General features: G+C 29.1%; 21 protein-coding genes. 9 read left to right on the top strand and 12 right to left on the bottom strand.

Features of this window, described 5'->3' with window-relative positions:
• Nucleotides 1-26: 26 nt before the first annotated feature.
• Genes AC2TEO_RS11750 through AC2TEO_RS11740 form a run of 3 tightly spaced genes read right to left on the bottom strand, consistent with a single transcriptional unit; the run spans nt 27 to nt 3111 of the window.
• Nucleotides 27-1145, bottom strand: coding sequence for a helix-turn-helix domain-containing protein (locus tag AC2TEO_RS11750; protein ID WP_442265011.1), 1119 nt, complete (start codon nt 1143-1145; stop codon nt 27-29).
• A gap of 4 nt (nt 1146-1149) precedes the next feature.
• Nucleotides 1150-2280, bottom strand: coding sequence for a helix-turn-helix domain-containing protein (locus AC2TEO_RS11745; protein WP_442265010.1), 1131 nt, complete (start codon nt 2278-2280; stop codon nt 1150-1152).
• Between the two features lie 45 nt (nt 2281-2325).
• The gene (locus AC2TEO_RS11740) at nt 2326-3111 is read right to left on the bottom strand and encodes an alpha/beta fold hydrolase (protein ID WP_442265009.1); all 786 of its coding nucleotides are present in this window, start codon (nt 3109-3111) and stop codon (nt 2326-2328) included.
• A gap of 45 nt (nt 3112-3156) precedes the next feature.
• Between AC2TEO_RS11740 and AC2TEO_RS11735 the strand changes: the two genes are divergently transcribed.
• Both AC2TEO_RS11735 and brnQ read left to right on the top strand, forming a co-directional pair.
• A complete protein-coding gene (locus AC2TEO_RS11735; protein WP_442265008.1) occupies nt 3157-3945 on the top strand; it encodes an alpha/beta fold hydrolase in 789 nt (262 codons plus the stop codon).
• A 7-nt stretch (nt 3946-3952) separates the two neighbouring features.
• On the top strand, nt 3953-5227 hold the full coding sequence (brnQ, locus tag AC2TEO_RS11730) for a branched-chain amino acid transport system II carrier protein (RefSeq protein WP_442265007.1): 1275 nt from the start codon (nt 3953-3955) through the stop codon (nt 5225-5227).
• Here brnQ and AC2TEO_RS11725 read toward each other — a convergent pair.
• From AC2TEO_RS11725 to AC2TEO_RS11695, 7 genes are all read right to left on the bottom strand, one after another.
• A complete protein-coding gene (locus tag AC2TEO_RS11725) occupies nt 5224-5700 on the bottom strand; it encodes a hypothetical protein (RefSeq protein ID WP_442265006.1) in 477 nt (158 codons plus the stop codon). The genes brnQ and AC2TEO_RS11725 overlap by 4 nt on opposite strands.
• 88 nt (nt 5701-5788) lie before the next feature.
• Nucleotides 5789-9163, bottom strand: a complete 3375-nt coding sequence (locus AC2TEO_RS11720) for a DUF8818 domain-containing protein (protein ID WP_442265005.1) — start codon at nt 9161-9163, stop codon at nt 5789-5791.
• Between the two features lie 212 nt (nt 9164-9375).
• Nucleotides 9376-9906: a hypothetical protein gene (locus AC2TEO_RS11715; protein ID WP_442265004.1), complete on the bottom strand. Its 531-nt coding sequence runs from the start codon at nt 9904-9906 to the stop codon at nt 9376-9378.
• Nucleotides 9907-10126: 220 nt separating this feature from the next.
• A complete protein-coding gene (locus AC2TEO_RS11710; RefSeq protein WP_442265003.1) occupies nt 10127-10618 on the bottom strand; it encodes a hypothetical protein in 492 nt (163 codons plus the stop codon).
• Nucleotides 10619-10660: 42 nt separating this feature from the next.
• Complete coding sequence (locus AC2TEO_RS11705; RefSeq protein WP_442265002.1) at nt 10661-10777, bottom strand: FeoB-associated Cys-rich membrane protein; 117 nt, start codon at nt 10775-10777, stop codon at nt 10661-10663.
• Nucleotides 10774-12870 carry a ferrous iron transport protein B gene (gene feoB / locus AC2TEO_RS11700; protein WP_442265001.1) on the bottom strand — a complete coding sequence of 699 codons (2097 nt, stop codon included), beginning with the start codon at nt 12868-12870 and terminating at the stop codon, nt 10774-10776. Before feoB ends, AC2TEO_RS11705 begins: the two co-directional genes overlap by 4 nt.
• On the bottom strand, nt 12871-13101 hold the full coding sequence (locus AC2TEO_RS11695; protein WP_299672588.1) for a FeoA family protein: 231 nt from the start codon (nt 13099-13101) through the stop codon (nt 12871-12873).
• A 126-nt stretch (nt 13102-13227) separates the two neighbouring features.
• Between AC2TEO_RS11695 and AC2TEO_RS11690 the strand changes: the two genes are divergently transcribed.
• From AC2TEO_RS11690 to AC2TEO_RS11665, 6 genes are all read left to right on the top strand, one after another.
• Nucleotides 13228-14379, top strand: coding sequence for a DNA polymerase III subunit (locus AC2TEO_RS11690; RefSeq protein WP_442265000.1), 1152 nt, complete (start codon nt 13228-13230; stop codon nt 14377-14379).
• 1 nt (nt 14380) lies between these two features.
• Complete coding sequence (locus tag AC2TEO_RS11685) at nt 14381-14872, top strand: hypothetical protein (protein WP_442264999.1); 492 nt, start codon at nt 14381-14383, stop codon at nt 14870-14872.
• A 52-nt stretch (nt 14873-14924) separates the two neighbouring features.
• Entirely contained in the window at nt 14925-16337 is a 1413-nt protein-coding gene (locus tag AC2TEO_RS11680; RefSeq protein WP_442264998.1) for a sensor histidine kinase, read from the top strand.
• A gap of 3 nt (nt 16338-16340) precedes the next feature.
• A complete protein-coding gene (locus AC2TEO_RS11675; RefSeq protein ID WP_442264997.1) occupies nt 16341-17123 on the top strand; it encodes an enoyl-CoA hydratase/isomerase family protein in 783 nt (260 codons plus the stop codon).
• A 146-nt stretch (nt 17124-17269) separates the two neighbouring features.
• Entirely contained in the window at nt 17270-18013 is a 744-nt protein-coding gene (locus AC2TEO_RS11670) for a LytR/AlgR family response regulator transcription factor (RefSeq protein ID WP_442264996.1), read from the top strand.
• Nucleotide 18014: 1 nt separating this feature from the next.
• A complete protein-coding gene (locus tag AC2TEO_RS11665) occupies nt 18015-19955 on the top strand; it encodes a tetratricopeptide repeat-containing sensor histidine kinase (RefSeq protein WP_442264995.1) in 1941 nt (646 codons plus the stop codon).
• On the opposite strand, the gene dinB is transcribed toward AC2TEO_RS11665, so the two are convergent.
• Complete coding sequence (gene dinB / locus AC2TEO_RS11660; protein ID WP_442264994.1) at nt 19952-21034, bottom strand: DNA polymerase IV; 1083 nt, start codon at nt 21032-21034, stop codon at nt 19952-19954. The two genes, AC2TEO_RS11665 and dinB, sit on opposite strands and share 4 nt — an antisense overlap.
• Nucleotides 21035-21151: 117 nt before the next feature.
• Between dinB and AC2TEO_RS11655 the strand changes: the two genes are divergently transcribed.
• A complete protein-coding gene (locus AC2TEO_RS11655; protein WP_442264993.1) occupies nt 21152-22216 on the top strand; it encodes a COX15/CtaA family protein in 1065 nt (354 codons plus the stop codon).
• Here the strand turns inward: AC2TEO_RS11655 and AC2TEO_RS11650 are convergent.
• Nucleotides 22208-22996 (bottom strand): hypothetical protein, encoded by a 789-nt coding sequence (locus tag AC2TEO_RS11650; protein ID WP_442264992.1) that lies wholly within the window; start codon nt 22994-22996, stop codon nt 22208-22210. The genes AC2TEO_RS11655 and AC2TEO_RS11650 overlap by 9 nt on opposite strands.
• Nucleotides 22997-23011 lie beyond the last annotated feature (15 nt).

Here is a 23011-nt window from a genome sequence, read left to right as displayed (position 1 = left end):
ATTTTTTTAAAACGTTCGATTTTACGTTAATCAACTGATTTTCTGTACTGTGTAGGTGTTTTCCCAGTATGTTTTTTAAATGCAGTATTAAAAGATGATTTTGAATTAAAACCAACTTCATACAAGATTTCTAAAACAGTAACTTTAGATTTTGATGTATCTGAGAGTATTTTTTTAGCTTTTTCTATTCGATATCCATTTATAAAATCGAAGAAATGTTGATTCAAATTTTGATTAATTAACACCGATAAATCTCGCATAGGCATTTGCATATTTTCAGCAAGTTTCCGAATTGTTAAATCTGGATTTAAAAACGGCTCTTTTGTAATCATGTAGTTTTTTAAATCTTCTACCTTCGTATTGTTTTCATCTACTTCTTTTTCTATTTCTTTTGATGTAGAAAGATGAACATCTATTCCTCTAAATAATTTTGGAGAGTGTAATGCTTTTAAGAATAACCAAAAGATAAAAAAGACACCAAAAAGTAACACTACAATTCTTAAAACCTGAGTTACTTCATCATTTTCAATCGTATCTCTAGCATATCCTTTAATTAACGTTAACAGATGTCCGATAGTAATTAAAATTAGTAATTGTTTTAACCAATTATAATTTTTTAAAACATCAGAATTTGTGTAATTCTCAAGAATCAATTTTCGATATCGCAACACGTAATACAATGTTGCTAAGAAATAACCTAAAGAAACAAAATGTCCTGCAAAATCTAAAAATTGAATCTCCCAATTATCATCATAATTATTTAAAAAAGCTTCTTTTGCTGAAGCATCTACAAGAAAAAAATTAGGTAGTAATATCACTATACTTATCAACCAAAATAAACTATGTAATACGTGAATTCTCTTTAGCTTAAAATTAGAATAGATGACCGAAAGCACGTACAAGAACAATAATGGATCTTTAAAAGCAGATAATTTGATCCGTAACATTTCTAAATTCAAATTTGGCGTTACAAACATGGAATAAAAAAACACGCTAATATCTAAAGCTGTAACTATTAAGAAAAAAGCCAATAATCGGTTTCCTAATTTCTTATTGGTTTTTACAGTAAGTAAGAAGCCTGCAAAAAACAAGAACAACAAGAAAATTATAAATCCTAAAACTGCTATTACAGAAACTTTTTCCATGTATTTATGAGTTACGCTCTTTTTTTCGGTATTGAGTTGGAGTTAAATTCGTATACTTTTTAAACGCTGTATTGAAAGATGATTTTGAATTAAATCCAACTTCATATAAAATTTCTAAAACTGTTAATTTCGGCTGATTTTTATCGGTTAACAATTGCATTGCATTTTTAATTCTGTATTCATTTACAAAATCAAAGAAATGCTGTTTTAAATCGTGATTAATAGCTATAGACAATTCTCTTGAAGGAATTTTCATTTGTTGTGCCAAATTTCGAATAGATAAAGACGGATTCAGGTATGGTTTTTCTGTATCCATAAACAATCTTAATCTTTCTATAATTTCATCATTTTCTCCCTTCTCTTCAGCTTCATTTAATAAATCCTTTGTGAGTTTTGTTTGAGAATCTACTCCTTTAAATAACTCGGGATTGTTTAAGGCTTTTAAAATATACCAACACGTTACTACTAATATTGAAAAAATTAAAACAACTTGTGAAGAAGAAAAAATTGTATCTTGAACATTAGAATATTTTAAAACATTTTTAATAGCAGCTATACTGAAAATTACAATCCAAAACACTACAATTTGATACAACCATTTATAGGCTTGAATTCTATTCCCTGAATGGTTTTCGTAAAATATATTTTTAGCTTGTTTTAAAACAACTAAACTCATTACATAATAGTAAATTGATTGTAAATGCATTGAAATATGCATAAAAACCACTTCAAAAGTACCAATTATATCTAAAGAAATAGTTGCCATTTGCTCACTTCCTCCTATATAAAATCTTGGAATCATAATTATGTTTCCGATTAAAAAAGGTAACAAATGCCATAGGTGTTTCTTTTGAAATTTGAAATCAGAAAAACACACCGAACAAACGTAAAAATAAAAAACTGGTGTTATAAGGTAATAAATTGTGTTTTTAAACATTAAAACACGTAATGAAGTCACTACAAAATCATGAATAAAAAAACCACTCATTTCAATAGAACTCAGTAATAAAAACATACCAAACAAACGATTGCTTAATTTATTTTCAGATTTAACAGTGAAAATAAAAACAGCAAATAATAAGGTAATAAAAGTAGCGAGGATTCCAATGTAAACCCTTAAATCTAGATCATTCATTTTTTTGGCTTCAATTCAAATATAAATGAATATTCTTTGATGCACTTACAACAAGCAAAAATCTTTTAATACAACTACTAGTTCTTCCTCATTTTCAATATGACTCATATGTCCGTTAGATAAAATTCGTAGTGGAGTTTTTGTATTATTAGCTTCAATTTCTATCGCTTTTATATCTAAAACAGGATCTTTTTCTCCTCCAATTATCAATTTTTTAAACGTACCATTTTGCAAAACATCTGATCTATTTTTTCTCAATTTCATTCCCTCAGAACAAGCAATATAACCTTGTACAGTTGTTTTTAAAGCTTCCTGCTTACAAACTTCTATTTTATCTCCAAACTTTTCATGAGTTTCTCTTGCAAATAGATTTCCGACAGACATTGCGACTAATGTTTTATAATTTGTCTTAGCCATTTTAATTGCTCTATCTCGTATTTGTTTACGTTCTTCTGAATCTGGAGAAGATGTTGAGTTCAACAAACATAATCGTTCCACATAATCTGGATATTTTTCAGTTAAAGCTAGAGCCACATAACCTCCCATTGAATGACCAATAAGAGTTACTTTAGTAATTTTCTCTTTTTCAAATACTCGACAAATGGTTTCGGCAATTTCTTCCATGGTATGTACATAACCTAAACATTCCGAAGCTCCATGACCGAGCAAGTCTATAGTTATAATTTGAAAATCATTTTGTATTTTCTGAATTAAAAAATTCCACATTTTAGAGCTTTCTAAAAAACCATGTAACAAGACTATTTTTTGCTTTCCTGTTCCAAAAATCTGGTATGCAACTTTAGCATTTTTATATAGTATAGAATTTACCATGGCGCAAAAATATGTATCTTTCAAGATTAAAACGTAAAACAAGACTTGTTATATCACAATACATATTTACATAAAACCTCTACAGAATGGGTTACTTTTGTTCACGGAGCTGGTGGAAGTAGCACTATTTGGTTTAAACAAGTTAGAGAGTTTAAAAAACATTTTAATGTACTTATTCTTGACTTAAGAGGGCATGGAAGAAGTAAACCAACATTAGGCAAGCTTTTTAAAAGTGAATATAATTTTGATGTAGTTACAAAAGACATCATTGAAGTATTAACCCATATTAAAATTAAGAAATCTCATTTTATTGGAATTTCTTTAGGATCTATTTTAATTAGAAATCTTGCTGAAAAAAAACCTGAATTAGTAAAAAGCATGATTTTAGGTGGTGCAATTTTAAAACTGAATTTTAGATCGCAACTGCTTATGAAATTAGGTAATATTTTTAAATCTATTGTTCCCTATATGTTACTTTACAAGTTGTTTGCTTTTATTATTATGCCTAGAAAAAACCATAAAAACTCTAGACTTTTATTTATTAATGAAGCAAAAAAACTATATCAAAAAGAGTTTTTAAAATGGTTTAAACTTACTTCAGAAATTAATCCTTTATTACGTTTTTTTAGAAGTAAAGATATTAAGATTCCTACTTTATATATTATGGGAGAAGAAGACCACTTGTTTTTACCATCTATAAAAAGTGTGGTACAACATCATGTAAATTCTTCTTTATTTATTATAAAAAAATGTGGTCATGTCGTTAATATAGAACAACCAACTATTTTTAACGCCAAAACTATAGATTTTATCTCTTCGTTAAATTCAAAATAAACAATCAATGAAAAGTCCTAAAAAAGAAATCCTTATTGTTGGATTTGCTCTATTTTCAATGTTTTTCGGTGCCGGAAATTTAATTCTTCCTCCATTTCTAGGAAAAAATGCTGCAGATAATTGGCACTGGGTAACTTTAGGTTTTTTTATTACTACTGTTTTTATTCCTATTCTAGGAATTTTAGCTCATGCCCGTTTACAAGGAACTATGTACGATTTTGGAAAAAAAGTTTCTCCATCATTTAGTTTAATCTATTGTTTAATTGTTTATGCTATTTCCATCGCACTTCCTGCACCAAGGACAGCATCTGTAACACACGAAATGGCAATTGCTCCATATTTTGAAACAAGTTCATTATTAACCAGTAGTATTTACTTCATTCTTGTATTTATTTTTGTAATGAATAGAAGTAAAGTATTAAATCTTATTGGGCGTTTTTTAACCCCTTTAATCATTATCATCTTACTATCTATAATTTTTATTGGTATTTTTTCTGACAATACGATTACTGGAGCTACAATTTTCAATACACCTTTAGTTGACGGAATTCTTGAAGGTTATCAAACTTTTGATGCCATTGGAGCTGTCGTTATTGGTGGTGTTTTGGTAATCTCTATGAACTTTAAAAAAGATGCTAGTTTTCATGAGAAAAAAGAATTAATTAGTAAAGCAGGATTAATTGCTGGTTTAGGTCTTTTAGTTATTTATGCCGGATTGATTTATAATGGTGCCTTGTTTGGCGGAACTTTTGAAAAAGAAGTAACTAGAACAGAAGTTTTAACCGGATTAAGCACCAAAACCTTAGGAAACATAGGGACTTTATTTTTAAATGTTTTGGTGTCATTAGCATGTTTTACAACTGCTGTTGGAATTATTACTGGAACATCTGATTATTTTAAAGGTTTATTCCAAAATTCACAAAAAGCATACACTACTACTGCCCTCGTAAGCTGTTTCTTAGGCGTGGTTATGGGACAATTTGATGTACATCATATTATTCACTTTGCTATTCCTGCATTAATGTTTATTTACCCAATAACTATTGTATTAATTTTGCTTAATCTTTTATCTGAGAAAGTTGCTACAGCCACTGTTTTTAAAGCTGTGGTAATTGCAACACTAGTTTTTAGCACACCAGATTTTATACAATCTATCGCTAAAAACGATACCATTACAAACATTCAAAGTTATATTCCTTTAGCTAATTATAATTTAGGTTGGGTGTTACCAGCGTTGCTAACTTTTACGATAACTTTTTTCTTAAGCAAAAAGAAAGCTTAAAAACGGTATCCCACATTTAATCCGATTCTTGGCACTACCGAAGGAGATAAATCTGTAAAAAAGTTTCTTCCTAAACCACCATGAACACTAATTACTAAACCTCCATTAGATACATATTTTGTTCCTACGGAAATACCTAATGCACCATCAGTATAAGAAACTCCACTATCATTTTTCCCTGAATTGATTCCCATGAATATTTCTCCGAAATGATTCCAGTTTCTTGCTGTAGTAAAATAATGACGGAAAAATGGAGTAATCATATTGTCTTCATTATATCTAAAATCTGAGTTTTCTCCTTCAAAATTAAAAAGTGCAGATGCACCAATAGAAGACTGTTCTCCAATATAATGTTCGTAAGTAACTTCTAATGTTTTTATCACTAAAGCATCGGCTAAATCGATACTTACTTCTTGTTGTGCTTGTAAAAAATTAGCTCCTAAAATTGTTAAAATTAACACTAGTTTTTTCATGGTATACCTCATTATTTATATGTTTCAAGATACAATCAAAAACTATACAAAACTTAAAGTTTGACTCATATTTTTTTGAAAAATAGTATTAAAAAATCGCTTTTAACTGAACCGTTCCTGAATGAATAGCTTTAGAATTTTCACTTTTTCTTCCGAAGTAATTCAAACTTAAATTTAAAAATGAATTTATTTCTTGATTGAATAAAGCATTCCAAGTAAAGTTTCTACCTTCTTGTAAACCTTCTAACATTTGATATCCAACAGGTGAATTTGCACTTCCTTTAAAATTGTTTAAAAACATAGAAAAATCTGCTGAAATCTGATTCTTCTTTTTGGTTAAGTAAAAATAATTTACACCTACCTTATGCTGATTTAAAGTTTCTAAACCTGCAACTGTATTTTTTTTATCTTTTAAATGATAAAATACTGAAAAGCGATGATCTCTATTAAACAGATAACTCAGTTTTGGATTTAATTCTTTATTGATTAAACTATAATTTCTATTGGCAAAATTTTCGGTATCCAACTTATTTTCTCCGTAAGAAGAAGCGACTTCTAATAACCAAAATGAAGACAATTTATGCTGAAATTCTAATTGATGTATTAAAGCATTATTCTCTTGATTTCCTATGGAAAACTGTTGCTTATTTTTGGATGTTCCGTAAGTATAAATCCAACTGTATCGCTGCAAATTTCTATTGTAATAAAATGAATTTCTAATATTAAACTGCAAACTCAACAAACCTTCTTCCTCCAAATTAAACGGATTAAAATTAAAGCCGTCTCCTTCTCTTTTTCTCTCGTTATTAATGGTTAAAAACGTTTGATTATAAAAATGACTCATCCATTTTTTCCATCCTTTTTGTGTTTTCCATTGTGTAGGATTTAGCGTAATCGATTGTTTTAAAGCTGCTTTTTCCGTTGGTAAAAATCGAATATTAGGTAAAGGCACACGTAAATATTCTGCTTGATCTTGAAACTCGGCTATTTCAAATTCTTCAAACTGTTGAATTCCGTCATTATTGTAATCGTTCCAAGTATAAAAACCTTGACCAGGTTCTGTTTTTACATATACAAAATCTTGTTGAGCTACATTTCCTGACGACGTTTCATACACAGTTCCTAGATTTAAAAAACGTTTAAAGAATTGCTGATTGTATATTAATCTTGAATTTAGAGATTGTGCGTTAGGTTCGAACTTATTATCTGTAAATCGATAGTTTGCATACAACGATAAATTTGTGTTTTCGTTCTGAATTAATCTGCTGTCTAAATACAACGTGTTTCGATTATTGATTTGAGTAAAACGATTGCTTTTTATACTATCGTTTACTCTGTAATTCAATCCGATTTTAGCAAATACTTTTGTAGAATCTCCAATTCCGTAGAAACCTTCATATTCTTGAAATTGATGACTTAATGTATTAAAATCGTTCGTGTTTCTATTTTGAATTTCATTCGTTTCTGCTCCAATAAAACCACCCAACCATGATTTTCCTAAACTGTAAATTCCTTTGGCATACAATCGGAAAAAATTATCTTTTTCTGTATTTGAAGTGTTAGACAACAAACTACTTTTTATTTGAAATGATAGCTTTTCCCTGTTGATTTTAGATTGAATCTCATGTTTGTTTCCATTAAAACTTTCAGAAAAATTCAAGTGATTAAAACGATACGAAAGAAAGTTGTTTTCGTCTTTTTCTAACCACAATCGTGTTGATAATTGATTTTGATTTCCTAATTGTTGTCGCACATTCCAATCTCTATTAAACTCAACACTTCTAAAACGTTGTACGGTTCTAAAATTTTCTTGTACAAACTCATAATCGATTGTACTTTTTAACTTCCATGTAGTATCAAAAATTAACTGATCCCACTTTAATTTTGAAGCGACTTGCTGATTTTTTTCATCATCTATAGAAGAAAATAAATTCTGATCGTTATCACTATATGCCAATTCTGCTTGAATCTTTGTTTTCTCTGTAGGATTATATTCAGAATTCACCACTACAACTTGTAAACTCGTTGGCGCAATCAAACGAACAACCGGATCGAAGTTTCCTAAATTTGCACCAACATACCTGTAAATTGTTCCGGTAGCAATTGCGCTGTCTACAACATAACTTCCTCGATTTACACCTACATTAGAAAAAGTTACCGTAAATAAATCGGCTGTTTCATCTGTAGAAAATTCAAAGGTTTCGATTCCGCCAACAATTACTTTACGATATTGAATTCTATTTTCTGAAAATTCGTCTTCAAAAGCACTTTGTGATACCATTTGAGTTATATCGTTTCCGGCATTTGCTAAAATCTGTTTTTGATCGTTTGTTAAACTCTGTTGAATCGGCTGATTCTTAGCATCGTTTTCGTTGTAGAAGAATCCAGAAATTGAAAATTTATCGTTTTTATATTGCGCTTTTTCGTAGGTAATAAAGCGTGTATAATTTTGATCTGAAAATTGAAACTCTACTCGAATTCTCATATCGTTGGTAATTGGATAGGTCGTATTAAAACGAATCTCAGCCAAATTATAATCGATAATATAATCTTTATTTTCTCCACGTTCTAACTGAACTCCGTTAATAAAAACAGCATCACTTCCAGCTACAATTACAATATTCGCTTCGTTATTTGGACCAAAAATTTTATACGGACCTTGATTTCCTTCTACTCCAACAAAATTAAATGCAGAAAACCGACCACGAACAATGGCTCCTGAAGCTCCAACATTAAAATGCTCACTTAAATTTGCATCCACTTGTATTCCTGAAACCTGTTTATCGAAATTCAGGAAATAACTGTCTTTATTATTTAACGAAACATCTCCTCCTTTTACTTTCCAGTTTTTACTAAATAACTCAATAAAAATACGATCGAAATCGGTTAAACTTTGCGAATATCCATTTTGCTGAAGTGGTAAATTGGTGTCAAAAATATTAGCTCGAATACCAACTTCTTTGGATAGTTTTCCTTCTAATGTTAAATCTAAGGAAGCGTTTGTAACAGCATTTTGATTGTTTCCTGTTGTGATTCCTCGTGAGATAAAACCCTGAGTTTTTAATCCGTCAAAAAGCTTAAAATCTTGCTTCTTTTTATTCGTTGTTAAACTGTATAATTTATCTGTTCTATTTGTATTCGGAACTATGAGTTTTTCATCTAGAGGCGCGTATACTTTGGTCAAAAAATCTGGAAATCGTAAATATTCTATAGTAATTTTTCGATATTCTTTTGCATTGATAATCAATTTTGCTTTCGGAAAATCTACTTGATATTTATGCTTAGGAATGGAATCTCCTTTGCTATTGAGTAACTTAAAAAAAGTTGGATTGATACTTACCGAATCTATTTGTATGGTATCGGTTTTAACATTGATTTTTTTTGATCGAAATTCTTTAAGATTTCTCTGACTAAATCCAGCAGTGGCAATTAACAGAAAAAAAATAAATAGTTTTTTGATCATATGTTGTACAACGAATAGATGTCAAAAATAGTTTATTCTCTCAAAATTCAATTTGGTTTTGTGTTAAAAGGACTTCGATTCCTTACTACTAGTAAAAAAACACAACACTTATGAAAATGTTGTGGTTAGTATATTCAATTATTGTTCTTGATTACTCTTGCTTGGCACCCGAAAGGATTCCGGCGCTAGCGGGGTAGACAAAACCACCCTTTTTAATATATTACCTTAGATTCTATACTTCCTAAACTCTCAAAATTAGAAAGATTATTATTCTTATTAAACAAAGAAGTCTCAATTGTATTTCCATCTGATATCGGAGTAGATAAAATATAATCATTTTTAAATTTCACTTTTATCCCAAATGGTTCAGAATTATTCTTTAATCCTATTAATTCAAGAGACTCTATTCTAGAATCAACTATATTATAAAATTCCGAAACATTTGTTACCTCATAATACTCCGTTTCTAAAACATCTTCACATTCTAAATTCATCCAAGCATCCATTCTTAATCTAAATGATGACCAAGGGTATATTTTTAGAGGTATCTTCTGAGTTTGAAGATGAGGTGTCCACATATCCTCTTTATCTGTAGTAATAACATTTAAACGATCTGGGTATTTGGAGAATACTAAGCCACAAGATATATCAATATCTAATTCTTTTTCCTCTCCTAATGGAGGCCAAACTACAAGATATAATCTTTCTACTTTCTGATTTTTGAAATCTTTAAATATTTCCATAATCACATGATTGGTTTTGTGTTAAAAGGACTTCGATTCCTTGTTACTAGTAAAAAAACACAACACTTATAAAAATGTTGTGGTTAGTATACTTAATTATTGTTATTAATTACTCTTGATTATTATACCAACATCATTAAGACTTTAAAGTAATAACCAAATATTATAATTGTTACTAAAAACAATTAACAAACCTATTTTAACTTGTCCTTTGAATGGCTTATTTTGCCACACTAACATTATCAACAATTGTAAATGGATTTCTTAATTTTACACTAGAAGATATTTTTCCTGATTCACTTTTAAGGTTAACAATTGGTCTATCTAAAATAAAATCAGTTTTATTTTTACCATCAGATATTTTATAATAATAATTACCTTTATTAACTTTTGTAAAAACCTGATAATAAAACCTACCCTTATTAAGATTATACCATTCCCTCCACTTTAAAATTTCTTTCTTAGAGGGAGTATATTGTATACCTATCCAACTACCATCCCACTTCTCAGTAGAGATACCTGATAAATTTACAATATCTTCAACTAAAGAAAAATTAGCTTTTTTACCATTATTAAAATTTAACCATTGCTTTTCTATAAAATTAATTCTATTAAGAATTTCTGTTGAGGGATTATTTTTTATTTCTACGGTATACCTATTTGAAGAACAAGAAACACAAAAAAGTACAATTAAAATTACTAATAATCTCATAGATTTTTCATTTGTAAATCTTAAAATAAAAGAAAAAGTCATTTAACTACATCCGCAACCAGGATCGCAATCATTATTTTTAGATTTAAAAATAAATTTTCTTCCTAAAAAAAGAATAGCTAATGCAATAATACTATATGTGATAATTTCTTGAATCATCGTAAAATTTGAAATGTTATTAATGCAGAAACGTATGCCAAAATCCCCATACCAAAAAGTTGTACTAAAGGCCATTTCCAACTTTTAGTTTCTCGTTTTACAATAGCTAAAGTAGCCATACACTGCATTGCAAATGCATAGAAGATAAGTAACGACATACCTGTTGCAAAATTAAAACGTTTTTTACCTGTATCTGGATTTATTTCTGCCTCCATACGTTCTTTTATTGTTCCTTCATCTTCAACTCCTTCTATACTATAAATTGTGGCTAAAGTTCCTACAAAAACTTCTCGCGCTGCAAAAGAGGTAATTAAACCAATTCCTATTTTCCAATCGTAACCTAAAGGCTTTACTACAGGTTCTATAGTTTTTCCTGCAATGCCAATGTAAGATTTCTCTAGTTTTTTTGAAGCTATTTTTTGTGCAATTTCTTCTTCTGATAAGTTACTTAAACTTACTTCTTTCTTCACTTCTTCTTCTACTTTGTGAAATGATGAAGGTCCATGAGTTGCTAAAAACCACAACACTATTGAAATTGGTAAAATTATTTTTCCTGCCTCAATTACAAAGCTTTTTGTTTTTTCTACAACAGTAATAAAAACATTTTTTAACGATGGAATTTTATAATCTGGCATCTCAATCACGAAGAATGATTTACTCTTAACCTTTAGTGTTTTGTGCAAAATAAAAGCTGCTAATAAGGCTGTTGAAAAACCTAAAAGATATAAGGCCAAAAGTGTTAATCCTTGTAAATTAAAGAAACCTAAAACTTTATTTTCTGGTATAATAATCGCTATTAAAATTGCATATACTGGTAAACGAGCAGAGCAAGTTGTAAATGGTGTAATTAAAATTGTTATTAATCGTTCTTTCCATCCAGAAATTGTTCGTGTTGCCATAACAGCAGGAATTGCACATGCTGTTCCTGAAATTAATGGAATTACGCTTTTTCCACTAAGTCCAAAACGCCTCATAATTTTATCCATTAAAAAAACCACTCTACTCATGTAACCTGTTTCTTCTAAAACTGCTATCAAGAAAAACAAAATGGCTATTTGTGGAATAAAAATTAAAACACCTCCAATACCTGGAATTATTCCATCTGTTATTAGATCTGAAAGAATTCCATCAGACATATACTCTTTTACTTTCTCTGAAAGACTTCCAAAGGTTTCATCAATAAGATCCATTGGTATCGATGCCCAACTAAAAATAGATTGAAAAATTAAAAATAGAATTCCGAAAAAGATCGCATAACCAAAAATCTTATGAGTAAAAACTTTATCTAATTTTGCTCTTATGTCTTTCGCCTTATTTCTATCTAAAACATAATACTCTTTTAAAGCTTTATTAATTTTTTGATACCTGTATATCGTTTCTTTATGCTGGTATTTTTTCAATTTAGAAATATCATCTAAAAAATCAGAAAGATCTTCTTTATTTACATCTCTAAAAGATTGTTGTGTAGCACTCAACCATAAATGATATAATGATTTTTCTGGATTCACTTTTTGTAATGCATCAAAAAATGACACATCTATTCTCTTAGCTATTTCAGAAAAATTAGTAACTGGTTTTAAAACTTCATAATTTTCTAAAACACTTTTTAATTCCTGAATACCTGTATTTTTCTTAGCTGAAATAAGAACAACTTTTGTTTCTAAAGCTTTCTCTAATCCTGGAACGTCGATACTAATACCTTTTTTATCCATTTCGTCAGCCATATTAATAGCCAAAACTGTAGGAATACCAATATCTTGAACTTGGGTAAATAGCAATAAATTACGTTTTAAGTTTTCTACATCGGAAACAACAACAATAACATCTGGATAATTTTTTCCTGTTGGATTTTCTAACACTTTTAATACAACACTTTCATCTAATGATGTTGGATTAATACTATATGTTCCCGGCAAATCTGTAATTATCGCTTTATTTTTAGAAGATAAATTACAAACTCCTTGTTTTTTATCTACAGTAATCCCTGGGTAGTTTCCTACTTTCTGATTTAATCCTGTAAGCTTATTGAATAAAGATGTTTTTCCCGTATTTGGATTACCAATTAACGAAACTTGAATATTATTTTTCCCCATTTACGATTCTAAATTGGTAACTTTTATTTTTGATGCAATCTCTTTTCTTATTGCCATATGACTTCCATTTACATTAATATAAATAGGATCGTGTAAAGGTGCAATTTGAACGAGTTCAACTGTACTTCCAGGCAAACAACCCATTTCTAATAATTTTAAAGGAATAGAGTGTTCATTTTCTTCAGAAATTACTCCTACTTGTCCTACTTTTAATGATGCTATTGTACTCAAAAATGATGTGTTTAATACGAATATTCTTGCTGTTACAAGAATTGTAGAATAAATGCAAATATACTAAATTAGAATCGTTCTAAAGAAGTTGTTTTCTTCTCTTTTAAGAAATGGTATATTTGTCTTATGACTTTTGAAGAGATTGTTGGTTTAGAACACATTAAAAAACACTTAGTTACCGCAACAGAGAACGGAAGAATTCCTCATGCTCAACTATTTGTTGGGAAAGAAGGATCTGGAACATTACCAATGGCTATTGCTTATGCACAATTTTTACTGTGTAATTTTTCTAATAATGCTGAAGCTTGTAATATAAAATGTAACAAATTACAACATCCAGATTTACATTTTACGTTTCCAGTTACTACTAATGACAAAGTAAAAAAACACCCAACTAGTGATTTGTTTTTAGAAGAATGGAGAACCTTTGTTAATGAAACTCCTTACGGTAGTTTATTCGATTGGTTAAGACATATTGGTGTAGAAAATAAACAGGGACAAATTGGTGTAGATGAAGCTGAAGATATTGTTAAAAAACTATCCTTAAAATCTTACGAAGGTGGATTTAAAGTAATGATTATATGGATGGCAGAAAAAATGAATATAGCTGCATCTAACAAACTCTTAAAATTAATTGAGGAACCACCATCTAAAACCATATTTCTTTTAGTAACAGAAGATGAAGGAAAAATTATTAATACAATAAAATCACGTTGTCAAGCCTTAAATTTTCCTAGTTTATCTGAAAATGATATCGTTTCATTTTTAACTCAAAAACACGATATTAATCAACAAGATGCTAACAGAATAGCTCAACAATCTGAAGGAAACTTAAACAAGGCTTTACATTTATATCATAACGATTCTAACGATTTAATTTTTGAAGAATGGTTTATTACATGGATTCGTAGTGCTTTTAAAGCCAAAGGAAACGCATCTGTAATTCAAGATTTAATTCAATGGAGTGAAATCATTTCCAAATCTGGAAGAGAAACGCAAAAACAATTTTTACAGTACTGTTTACATTTTTTCAGACAAGCAATGTTATTAAATTATGGAGCTCCTGATCTTGTATATCTCATTCCTCAAACAGCAAATTTTAAACTAGAAAAGTTTGCTCCTTTCGTACACAGTGGCAATATTTTAACCATAGAAAAAGAAGTGAATGATGCCCAATACCATATTGAAAGAAACGGGAATGCAAAAATCATTTTGTTAGATTTATCTATAAAACTTACTCGTTTACTACACACCAAAGAACAAAAAATAAATGCATAATATGAAATCAACTTTTTTTATCATTACCATAAGTTTTGGATTGATTTTTGCTGCTTGTAAAAGCGAAGAAAATAAAACACCTGAAATAACTCAACAAAAATCTCTTAATGATTTTATGATTGGAAAATGGGAAACACAGTATATTAAAATTGAATATAATACTTTTCAAAAAGCCGATAGTTCATACATTTTTGAGGATGATTTTAGCACACCAAATTCAGGAAAAGCACAATCAGAATATTTGAATAATGGAACTTTTTCGGCTTGGTTTAAACAATCAGATAACACTAAAGTTGGTGTTACTTCTGGAAAATGGAAAACCAATGGAAATGATAGTTTATATGTAGATTATTTATATTTAGGAAAACAAGTTCAGGTTTGGTACACCATTGAACAAAAAGAAAATCAGTTTAAGGGAATAGTTACCTACGATTGGGATAATGACGGAGAAAAAGACGACAAATTAATTATGAAATCTAAAAGAATACAATAATAAATTGCCTATTTTAAACAATATATCACTACGAATTAGAATTTTTATTTCAATGATACTTTTAGTATTATTGGCTTCAATTTTAATTGCTGCTGTCACCTATTATCAATACGGAGAACAAACTAAAGAATATAATATTCATCGTTTAGAAAGAAAAGAAAAAGCAACTCGTTATAATATTGAAATAGAGTTAAGAAGAAAAACAACCTACGCAGTTACTGCTGAAAATTTATCAAAAATATTTCAAGATAGAATTTACGAAATTGCAAGCGTTCATAATCTAACCATCAGTATGTACGATATGAATGGTAAACTCTTAAAATCTTCAATTCCATACAATTTTGAAGAAACAGATGAAAAACCATTATCGAAAAATATAGTTAATGAATTGGCCAATAACTCTGATTATAGAATTTCAAAGGATCGAGTTATAAAGGATGTAACATATCAATCTTCTTTTACATACATTAACGACACTCGTTTTAAACGTATTGGAATATTAGAACTAACCATAGCTCAAGACAACGAAGAGCAGAAAAAAGAACTTCGAGAGTTTATGAGTAGACTTTTAGTTGTTTACTTTTTAATGCTAATTGCTGGTATAGCTCTAGCTTATTTTTTATCAACTTACATCACACGTTCAATTCAAACAATATCAAATAAGTTAAAAGAAACTCGATTAAATAAGCAGAATGAAAAAATCACATTAAACGCTGCTAGTTCCGAAATAAACTCTTTAGTTGACTCGTATAATAATATGATTGATCAACTTGAAGATAGCGCTGTAAAATTAGCACAAAGCGAACGTGAACAAGCATGGAGAGAAATGGCAAAACAAGTTGCTCATGAAATTAAAAACCCATTAACTCCTATGCGATTAACTGTACAAAGTTTTTTAAGAAAATTCGATCCTACAGATCCAAATATTAGAGTAAAAATAGCAGAATACAGCGAAACCATAATTCAACAAATAGATGTGATGAGCTCTATTGCTTCAGCTTTTTCAGATTTTGCCAAAATGCCTACGCAACGAAAAGTAAATTTAGATGTTGTAGATGTAGTAAAGCATGCTTTAGACATTTTTAATGAAAACTACATTCGTTATTATCCTCAAGAAAAAGAACTTCTTGCTCATTTAGATAAAACTCAATTAATTAGAATTATCACAAACTTAGTTAAAAATGCTACTCAAGCTATGAAAGATGATGAGACTAATCCAACTATTGAAGTAAAAGTAGCTTCTGAACAAAATAATGTAGTAATTACAGTATCTGATAACGGAAAAGGAATTTCCGAAGAAAATAAAAAGCTGATTTTTGAACCAAAATTTACAACTAAAACCAGCGGAATGGGCTTAGGCTTACCAATGATAAAAAACATTATTGAAGCTTATAATGGTAAAATAACTTTTTCATCTACTCTAGGCGTAGGAACTGTTTTTACTGTAACTTTACCAAAAACTTAATTTATGAACTTTGAGAATATCTTGGTTGAAAACACCAACGAAATAGCAACGATTACAATTAATAGACCTAAAAAGCTTAACGCTCTTAACAAGGCAACAATTGAAGAATTGCATGAAGCTTTTAAAAACTTAAATAACGATGTAAACACCAAAGTCATTCTATTAACAGGAAGTGGAGAAAAAGCATTTGTTGCCGGAGCTGATATTTCTGAATTTGCTCATTTTTCTGAAGAAGAAGGTGGAAAATTGGCTGCAAAAGGTCAAGAATTACTTTTCGATTTTGTTGAAAATTTATCAACTCCTGTAATTGCATTAGTTAATGGATTTGCTTTAGGTGGTGGATTAGAATTAGCTATGTCATGTCATTTCAGAATTGCTTCTGATAATGCTAAGGTGGGTTTACCTGAAACCTCTTTAGGTGTAATTCCTGGATACGGAGGAACACAACGTTTACCTCAACTTATAGGAAAAGGAAAAGCAATGGAGTTAATTATGACAGCAGGAATGATGTCTGCTGAAGAAGCAAAATCTTACGGATTAGTAAATTATGTTGTAACTCAAGAAGAATTAAAACCTTTAGCAGAGAAAATTGCAGGAAAAATAATTAAAAATTCATCTGTTGCTATAGGAAAAGCCATCGAAGCTGTTAACTCAGGGTTTAAAGATGGAGAAGATGGATACAAGTCTGAAATAAATGCTTTTGGCGCTTGCTTTTCAACACAAGATTTCAAAGAAGGAACCACAGCTTTTCTAGAAAAACGAAAACCTAATTTTCCAAATAAATAATATCTCAAAAAACTCGCTTTAATTTGCGAGTTTTTTATCTATCAGACCATTATTCCCTAGCAAATTAATAGTTTTTGTTAAAAAAATGTTTTTTTTGTATGAATGGTCGTTTTTTTTGTATAAATTGCAAAAAAAACTTTTTTAGCATGTTAAAAGCAATCATTGTCGACGATGAGGACAAGGCTATAAAAAGCTTATCATGGGAATTATCTAACTTTAATGACGAAGTTGAAATATTAAACACATTTACTAACCCTGGTAAAGCACTTGATTTTATTGCTAACAATAAAATTGATTGCCTTTTCTTAGATATAGAAATGCCCACTATGGATGGGTTTCAATTTATTGAGAAACTTCCTAAGAAGGATTTTGCTATTGTTATCACTACCGCTTATAATGAATATGCTATAAAAGCTCTTAAAAAAGAAGCTATTGACTATTTGCTAAAACCCGTAGACACAGATGATTTAGAACAAAGTTTAAAAAAAATCACAAAATTCACTAAACGAATTTCAGTTAGCGATACTAATGAAAAACTAGAACAAATACTTTACAATTTCAATCAGAAATTAGAAGAAAAAAAAGTAGTTATTAATGCAGATGGACGATTAATTTTCTTAGAGTCTTCTGAAATACTTTGTATTGAATCTGATGGAAATTATAGTTCTATTTACACTACAGATGGTAAAAAAATAGTAGTTACAAAAAAATTAAAAGAAGTAAACTCATTACTACCAGAATCTTTATTTTTTAGAATACATAATTCCTACATTATAAACCTCAGCAAAGTAAGAGAGTATTATAAAACTGATGGATATGTAATTCTTGAAAAAAATCACAAAATCCCTGTATCGCGCCAAAGAAAAACTGAATTCTTAGATAAGTTTTAAAATGAAAAATAAGTCTGTAATTCTTACTTTATTTTTTTTCAATGTATTAGTTTTCTCTCAGAACACTAGCAAAACCAACGTTAATTCTGTTCTAGAAAATTTAGTAGATAATAAATACAAAAATTATTTCTCTTTAGATTCTATTATTAATATAAATCACAAGTTAAATTTAATCTCCGAAGATAGTTTCCATAAACTTTATGATAATAGTTTAAAAAACAAATATGAGATAGGGCAGATTTATGCCTACAATAACATTGGACTTATTTTAAGACAAAAATCAAATTACAGCAAAGCTGTCGAATACCACATAAAAGCCTTAAAATTAGCTAACCACATCAAAAACAACGATATTAAAGCCTACACATTAAATCTTCTTGGATCTTGTTACAGAAGGTTAAACGATGTAAAGAACGCTTTAAACTGCCATCAAGACGCGCTAACTTTAACAAAAAGAAGCAGTAACACAGAAAGTTTAATTAATAAAAGGAATAAAAGTATTTCTGTAAATAATATTGGAAACATTTATTTGCTTTTAAAACAATATGATCTTGCTCTAGAACAATTTGAAAGCTCAATCTCTATCTCTAAAGAATTAAATAATAGGCTCGGTCTTGCTATTAATTATCAAAACATGGGATATAGTCAAGAAAATTTAGGTTTTTATGACGATGCTATCGAAAATTATTATAAATCTCTAAAAATAAACAAAGAATTAAACTCTGAAAGGGGTCAGATTATTTGCTATAACAGCATAGCTTCCACCTACTTACAAAAACTAGAGTTTGAAAAAGCTCTAGAAATAATTCAAAAAATATATCCTTTAGCCGTTGAAAAAAACAATAAATTTTATTTGGCTAGAACTTTAACAAATCTCGGAATTGCAAATCTTAAAAATAATAAACTTAAAGAAGCTAAAAAATACCTAACAGAATCTGTTCAACTATCTAACGAAAATAATTTCAATAGAAGTCACACAAGAAGTTTATTTGCCCTTGCAGAATTTTACGAAAAGAAAAACGACGAGCAAAAAGCCTACGATTTTTATAAAAAAGCCGTAGAATTAGAGAAACAAACCCTCACTAAAAAAACGTTCTCATATGTAAACAACCTTATCTCTAAGCAAAATGTTTTGGCTAAAATTAATGAAAGAGATAATATGGAGAAACAGTTTCAAATTCAAGATTTAAGGACCGAACAAGATAGAAATATTTTAATTATAACACTGGTTACCATAGCTTTATCTAGTATTGCTTTATATTCTGTTTACAGACAAAAATTGCTTAATAACGACAGAAAAATACTACTATTGGAACAGCAAGCGTTACAAACTCAAATGAATCCTCATTTTATTTTTAACGCTTTAAACTCTATTAAGCTTTACGTGATTAATAACGATCAGAAACAAGCCGTTTATTACCTAAATAAATTCTCTAAATTAATCAGAAACATCTTAGAAGTTTCTAAAGTAAAAGAAGTTAGCTTAAAAGAAGAGCTTTCAACAATGGATTTATACATGACTATTGAAAATATTCGTTTCTCAAACGAAATAGATTATAAGTTAGATATAAATCCAGATTTAAACACAGATACAATTAAAGTTCCTCCTTTGGTTTTACAACCTTTCTTAGAAAATGCAATTTGGCATGGTTTATCTTCTAAAGAAGGGGATAAAAAAATTACACTAACCGCTAATAAGATTTCAGAAGATATTGTTTCTGTAAACATTATTGATAATGGTATTGGTAGACAAGCTGCTGGGGAAATTAAAAGATCTAAATCTTTAAAAAGAAAATCTGTTGGTATCGATTTAACAATAGAAAGATTAAAAACTTTTGCTGAAGACTATGAAGAAGAATTTACACTTACCTATCATGATTTAACAAATGATTTTGGTGAACCTGTAGGCACAAAAGTATCTATTCAATTTCCTGTAGTTTAAAATTCAAACTGTAATTGAACCCAAACAGGATCTTTTTTTTCTGTATTTAAATTACTGAAAGAAATCCCCAATAAACGCACTGAATTTTTTAATTCTTCTTGCAAAAGCAAATCTTTAACAATTGGAAAAAATTCTCTTTTCTTATAAATAAAATACGATATGGTTTTACTTCGAGTTTGCTGTGTAAAATCACTGTATTTAATTTTTAACGTAATCGTTTTTCCTTTTGTCCCAGATTTATGCATTCGCCTTTCTAATTCTTCCGCTATGTGTTCTAATTTTTCAAGCATAAAAATTTCAGAGGACAAATTTTCATTAAATGTTCTTTCAGCAGCTATCGATTTTCTTATTCTATTCGGTTTAACTAGACTATTATGAATTCCTCTAACGATATTATAATAATGCACACCAGATTTCCCAAAGAGCTTTGTTAACTCTTCTAAAGTCCTTTTTTTTAAATCAATTCCTTTAAAAATACCAAGATTATGCATTTTTACCGCAGTAACCTTACCAACACCATAAAATTTTCCGACAGGAAGCTCTTCTAGAAAAGGAATTACATCTTCAGGGTTAATTGTTTTTTGTCCGTTTGGCTTATTAATATCTGAAGCAACTTTAGCAATAAACTTGTTTATAGAAATTCCTGCCGAAGCTCTTAATTCTAGTTCTTCCCAAATCCTATTACGAATCTCTTTCGCAACTAAACTAGCCGACGGATTGCCTTTTTTATTCTCTGTAACATCTAAATACGCCTCATCTAAAGACAAAGGTTCAACCAAATCAGTATAATCATAAAATATCTGTCTGATTTTTGCTGAAATCTCCTTATACCTTTCATATCTAGGCTTAACAAATATTAAATGCGGACATTTCTTTTTTGCCAAAACACCACTCATTGCAGATCGAACACCAAATTTTCTAGCTTCATAACTTGCAGCAGAAACCACACCTCTAACTTCACTCCCGCCAACAGCGACAGCTTTACCTCTAAGCTCAGGATTATCCAATTGCTCTACAGATGCATAAAATGCGTCCATATCTACATGAATAATTTTTCTAAAAGGTGGTTCCATTTCCATTTTATAAAATTAAAAAAAGAATAATTTAAATTCATTTTAAAATAACATCTTATAAAGAGAAAAATACTTTTTCTTTCGTTTTGCCGTATCTTTGTTAAAATTATTTTTCGAGGATCAATGTTAGCAAAGATTAACAACATACTTCACTACTTTAAGTCAAAATTTCCTAAGATTACTAAAATCACTTTAATTTCTGTTTATCTTATTTTCTTAGCAGGCGCTGTAGTAAGAATGACCGGATCTGGCATGGGATGTCCAGATTGGCCAAAATGTTTTGGTTATTTAATCCCTCCAACTTCTGAAGAACAAATCACTTGGCAACCGAATAAGGGGTTTAAAAAAGGAATGATTATCGTTAAAGATGAAACACTTTTTGTAGCTCAAAACGATATTAAAACTTCAAAAGAATTCACTGCTAGTAACTGGGAAAAATACACAAAACACGATTACGCTAAGTTTAACAAATATCATACTTGGACAGAATACATTAACAGATTAGCTTCTGTAGTTTCTGGATTCGTTTTTATCTTTCTAATTTTAGGCTCTATTAAATACTGGAAAGAAAAAAAATCGATTACTCTTTTATCTTTCTTCGCCTTATTTCTAATGGGCTTTGAAGCTTGGCTTGGAAAAACCGTAGTAGATTCTAATTTAAAACCGACTATAATTACCATTCATATGGTTGTTGGACTTTTAATTATTGGAATATTATTGTACTTACATTTTATTGTTTCTGAAAGAAAGAACACTTTTAAATACAATGCGCTTTTCAATAAACTTTTAATCTTTTCTGTAATTTTCTCAGTAATTCAAATTGCTATGGGAACTCAAGTAAGACAATTTATTGATGAGCAAGTAAAACAATTTGGTTTTGATAACAAGCAATATAGTTTACTAAATCCTAGTTTTAAATTTTACTTCCACAGGTCTTTCACAATTGCAATTGTGCTAGTTAATTTCGGAATGTTTTATTTGAATCAGATTAAAGACTTAGGTTACAAACTGGTAAACTGGATTGTATTTTTAATATTCCTAGAAACTATAACTGGAATTTTAATGTATTACGCAGAATTCCCTATTGGAACACAAGCTGTGCATTTATTAGCTGGAGCAATTTTATTTGGGTTACAATTTTACTTATGGATGCAAAGTAGAAAATCTACTTCTACGAAATTAGTATAATTGAAAATGGATATGGTCGTCGTGTCGAACAGCTTGACATCCATGAAATCGTATTTTTTTATTTGTTAGCCCCAATCTGTTTTTCAAATGTGGTTCAATAAAAAGTTTACTAATCTGTTTCTGTTTTAAAATTGTGTTTATTAATGATTTTGTTCCTTTTTCTGAAAACTGAACATCTTTATTAATACTACCAAAAGTTAAATACTTAGGAAAATCGTATTGCCATTTTCCTTTATTTTTACAGATATTTATTTGATTGTACTCATTCTTTTTAGGTCCACTAAAAACACCATAACCACTAATAGATTTCTTTTTATTGGTTACAATATTATCCTTTTCATAAATCAAAGAAACATCAATCTTTTTACCATCATTATGACTTAAATGAGGTAACAAAGGGAAACCATCAAAAAAAGGAAAATTAGCATCTAAATACACTAATTTAATTCCTTTATGCTTCTTGTTTAATTCTTCACTTACCTTATTTAAAACAAGATTTAACTCTGGCACTACATAATTACGATTGGCAAGCAAATAAATAAAAGAATTGGGCTGAATTAATTCGGTATTTTTAATTTTTTCTCTTCCAAAAAAAGGAGTTAAATAAGGTAAAATCAAAAATGAAAAAATACTATAACTACTTATAAAAGCAACTGCTTTAAACTTTCTATTTCTCTTTAAAAAGATGAGAATCGTAAATAAATAAACTACACCTCCTATTTGAGTTGTAATGGTAAGTAAAAAGGTTATTAAAAGATGAAATACTATTTTAAAAACCATAAAAGCTTGAATTTG

It is taken from the genome of Tenacibaculum aquaeponti, from assembly GCF_057221555.1.
Note: the sequence above shows the minus strand (reverse complement) of the source record. Positions and strands in the feature narration are given on the sequence as shown.

Bases quoted from the DNA above. Each gene is read 5' to 3' on its own strand.
- AC2TEO_RS11750 (WP_442265011.1), bottom strand. From the start codon at position 1,145: ATGGAAAAAGTTTCTGTAATAGCAGTTTTAGGATTTATAATTTTCTTG.
- AC2TEO_RS11745 (WP_442265010.1), bottom strand. From the start codon at position 2,280: ATGAATGATCTAGATTTAAGGGTTTACATTGGAATCCTCGCTACTTTT.
- AC2TEO_RS11740 (WP_442265009.1), bottom strand. From the start codon at position 3,111: ATGGTAAATTCTATACTATATAAAAATGCTAAAGTTGCATACCAGATT.
- brnQ (WP_442265007.1), top strand. From the start codon at position 3,953: ATGAAAAGTCCTAAAAAAGAAATCCTTATTGTTGGATTTGCTCTATTT.
- AC2TEO_RS11725 (WP_442265006.1), bottom strand. From the start codon at position 5,700: ATGAAAAAACTAGTGTTAATTTTAACAATTTTAGGAGCTAATTTTTTA.
- AC2TEO_RS11720 (WP_442265005.1), bottom strand. From the start codon at position 9,163: ATGATCAAAAAACTATTTATTTTTTTTCTGTTAATTGCCACTGCTGGA.
- AC2TEO_RS11715 (WP_442265004.1), bottom strand. From the start codon at position 9,906: ATGGAAATATTTAAAGATTTCAAAAATCAGAAAGTAGAAAGATTATAT.
- AC2TEO_RS11710 (WP_442265003.1), bottom strand. From the start codon at position 10,618: ATGAGATTATTAGTAATTTTAATTGTACTTTTTTGTGTTTCTTGTTCT.
- AC2TEO_RS11705 (WP_442265002.1), bottom strand. From the start codon at position 10,777: ATGATTCAAGAAATTATCACATATAGTATTATTGCATTAGCTATTCTT.
- feoB (WP_442265001.1), bottom strand. From the start codon at position 12,870: ATGGGGAAAAATAATATTCAAGTTTCGTTAATTGGTAATCCAAATACG.
- AC2TEO_RS11690 (WP_442265000.1), top strand. From the start codon at position 13,228: ATGACTTTTGAAGAGATTGTTGGTTTAGAACACATTAAAAAACACTTA.
- AC2TEO_RS11685 (WP_442264999.1), top strand. From the start codon at position 14,381: ATGAAATCAACTTTTTTTATCATTACCATAAGTTTTGGATTGATTTTT.
- AC2TEO_RS11680 (WP_442264998.1), top strand. From the start codon at position 14,925: ATGATACTTTTAGTATTATTGGCTTCAATTTTAATTGCTGCTGTCACC.
- AC2TEO_RS11675 (WP_442264997.1), top strand. From the start codon at position 16,341: ATGAACTTTGAGAATATCTTGGTTGAAAACACCAACGAAATAGCAACG.
- AC2TEO_RS11670 (WP_442264996.1), top strand. From the start codon at position 17,270: ATGTTAAAAGCAATCATTGTCGACGATGAGGACAAGGCTATAAAAAGC.
- AC2TEO_RS11665 (WP_442264995.1), top strand. From the start codon at position 18,015: ATGAAAAATAAGTCTGTAATTCTTACTTTATTTTTTTTCAATGTATTA.
- dinB (WP_442264994.1), bottom strand. From the start codon at position 21,034: ATGGAAATGGAACCACCTTTTAGAAAAATTATTCATGTAGATATGGAC.
- AC2TEO_RS11655 (WP_442264993.1), top strand. From the start codon at position 21,152: ATGTTAGCAAAGATTAACAACATACTTCACTACTTTAAGTCAAAATTT.
- AC2TEO_RS11650 (WP_442264992.1), bottom strand. From the start codon at position 22,996: ATGGTTTTTAAAATAGTATTTCATCTTTTAATAACCTTTTTACTTACC.